This is a genomic window from Methylomonas sp. BG-2 (assembly GCF_057766305.1).
On the sequence record NZ_JBYMAP010000384.1, the window covers coordinates 1 to 2,353 of the forward strand.

The 2,353-nt window shown below is 48.8% G+C and carries 2 protein-coding genes and 1 pseudogene; all 3 read left to right on the top strand.

Annotation, left to right across the window (positions count from 1 at the left end; translation table 11 throughout):
- Positions 1–353: pseudogene (locus AC3B8H_RS20445) on the top strand (TIGR03016 family PEP-CTERM system-associated outer membrane protein); the annotation flags it as partial.
- Positions 354–367: 14 nt separating this feature from the next.
- The gene (locus AC3B8H_RS20450; RefSeq protein ID WP_488443360.1) at positions 368–1,402 is read left to right on the top strand and encodes an XrtA/PEP-CTERM system-associated ATPase; all 1,035 of its coding nucleotides are present in this window, start codon (positions 368–370) and stop codon (positions 1,400–1,402) included.
- A 3-nt stretch (positions 1,403–1,405) separates the two neighbouring features.
- Positions 1,406–2,353 (top strand): non-hydrolyzing UDP-N-acetylglucosamine 2-epimerase (wecB, locus tag AC3B8H_RS20455; protein WP_488443361.1); only part of this gene is annotated, 948 nt, incomplete at its 3' end.

The window sequence follows — 2,353 nt, forward strand, 5'->3', positions numbered from 1 at the left end:
GGACGGGTAAAAGTGAGTTCAATGCCACGGCTTTCAATGAAAGGCGTAGTTACGAACTTCGGGCGGGCGAAGATACTGCGTTTGGAGTTTCCGGAGGGTGGCAATGGAACTTTGCATCTCGTTTAAATTTTTATCTCCAACCTTCTTGGCAACATTCGAATGGCTCAACCGTAAGCAGCACGCGCTATGACGTCGCGATGGGGCTTACGCGTTCGATTCCCATCAATTTAGGGCGCCCTCTGTTAATGAACACAAAGCTGGAGTTTAGGCATATCAATCAGAGTTCCGATAACTCCTCAGGGTTTGATTTTTCTGAAAATCGAGCAACCGCTAATTTTGCAGTGCGCTTTTAATTTGCCTATTTGATATGTACGACGGATTTTACAACCTTAACCAAAAGCCTTTTCAATTAAGCGCGGATCCGGACTTTTTTTTTCAAAGTACAGTTCATAAGCGAGCGCTGGCATACATGCATTATGGGCTGACTCAAGGCGAGGGGTTTGTTCTTGTGATTGGGTCGCCTGGTACCGGCAAAACAATGCTGGTCAAGAGCTTGATCAAGAATCTGAACAAAGACAAATTGCTTATCGGGGTAATGATGACCTCTCAGGTTGGACCCGAAGATACTTTGCGCATGGCGGCATCGACGTTTGGCTTCAAGTTTACGTTAAGCGATAAGGCTAGCTTGTTGACCGGTTTTGAGCGTTTTATCGTCGAAAAGGCGCGTGAAGGACGGCGTCTTTTGCTGATCGTTGACGAAGCGCAAAATTTGCCTAAGCAATCTCTCGAAGAGCTTAGGATGCTGACAAATTTAGATGTAAACGGTCATCCTGTTTTTCAGGTGTTTTTGATAGGCCAGACTGAATTGAAACGCACCATATATTCCGCCGATATGGAGCAGCTTAAGCAGCGCATTGTTTCCACGTTTCAACTCGACCCCCTAGATGTCGAGGAGACCAGAGAATACATTTTGTTTAGGTTGCAAACCGCTGGGTGGCAAGGTAAGCCGGAATTTGGAGTCGGTGTTTTTGAGGCTATCCATCAATTCACTGCGGGGATTCCACGTCGAATTAACACTTTGTGTGATCGATTGATGCTTTTCGGTTATTTGGAAGAGCTCGGTCTAATCGACGAACAGTCGGTTAACAAGGTTATCGTTGAGGTCAAGGAAGAAATGTTATTGGAAGGTGGCGACGAGCCGCGTCCAGACGATTTGCCTTCGCGTGTGATTCGTTCTAACAACACCGAAGATCTGGATTTGGAAGCGCGAATAGAGCGGTTGGAAAATTTGGTTGCAGGTCTTCGCGGTACGATTAACAAGGAGAGGGCCTTGCTTAGGAAAGCGATTTTGCTACAACTGGATATGGATCCGGTCTACGACGACTCCTCAAGCTCGGAATAATTCATGAAATCGAATGTGCTTGTTTGCGTTGTTGGCGCGCGCCCAAACTTTATGAAAATGGCGCCAATTATCAAAGCTTTGAACGCGGTCGGTCAGCCGATAGTCCCTTATCTGGTGCACACCGGGCAGCACTACGATCAAGCGATGAAAGACACGTTTTTTCAACAATTGGGGATTCCTGAGCCTGATCGGGATTTGGGGGTCGGATCGGGCAGTCACGCGGTACAAACCGCGAATACGATGCTCAGATTTGAGCCGGTGTTGGATGAGGTGGCGCCTTTTGCGGTGTTGGTGGTCGGTGACGTTAACTCGACGATTGCATGTGGGCTGGTTGCGGTTAAGAAAAATATTCCTTTGATACATGTGGAGGCTGGGCTGAGAAGTTTCGATCGGGATATGCCGGAAGAAATTAATCGAGTTTTGACCGATCAGATATCAGACTTGCTGTTTACGACCGAACGTGACGCTCTCCAAAATTTGCGGCGCGAGGGCGTCGACGAAAGCCGGGTTTGCTTTGTCGGCAACGTAATGATCGATACGCTGTTAGCGAATTGTCAACAAGCCGTGAAACCCGATGTGACGCTGGCGACCCACGGAAGCTCACTGTCGATAAGGGAAGAAGGTTACGCATTGCTCACGTTGCACCGTCCCTCCAACGTCGACGAGCCGGATACGTTGACGCGTTTGATACAAACCGTGAGCGAAGTCAGTAAGAGGCTTCCCGTGGTTTTCCCTGTGCATCCTAGGACGCAGCAAAAAATTGCCGACGCTGGTTTACTTGGCTTCTTGTCGTCCGAGAACGTTTCGCTCTTGCCCCCGGTAAGCTATTTGGAAATGTTGGGATTGATGCGTGGGGCGAGAGTGGTTTTGACCGATTCCGGCGGACTGCAGGAAGAGACCACCGCCTTAGGCGTGCCTTGCGTCACATTGCGTGAAAATACAGAAAGGCCG

Excerpts from the sequence above, each read along its gene's own strand:
- AC3B8H_RS20450 (WP_488443360.1), top strand. The coding sequence starts at position 368 with ATGTACGACGGATTTTACAACCTTAACCAAAAGCCTTTTCAATTAAGC.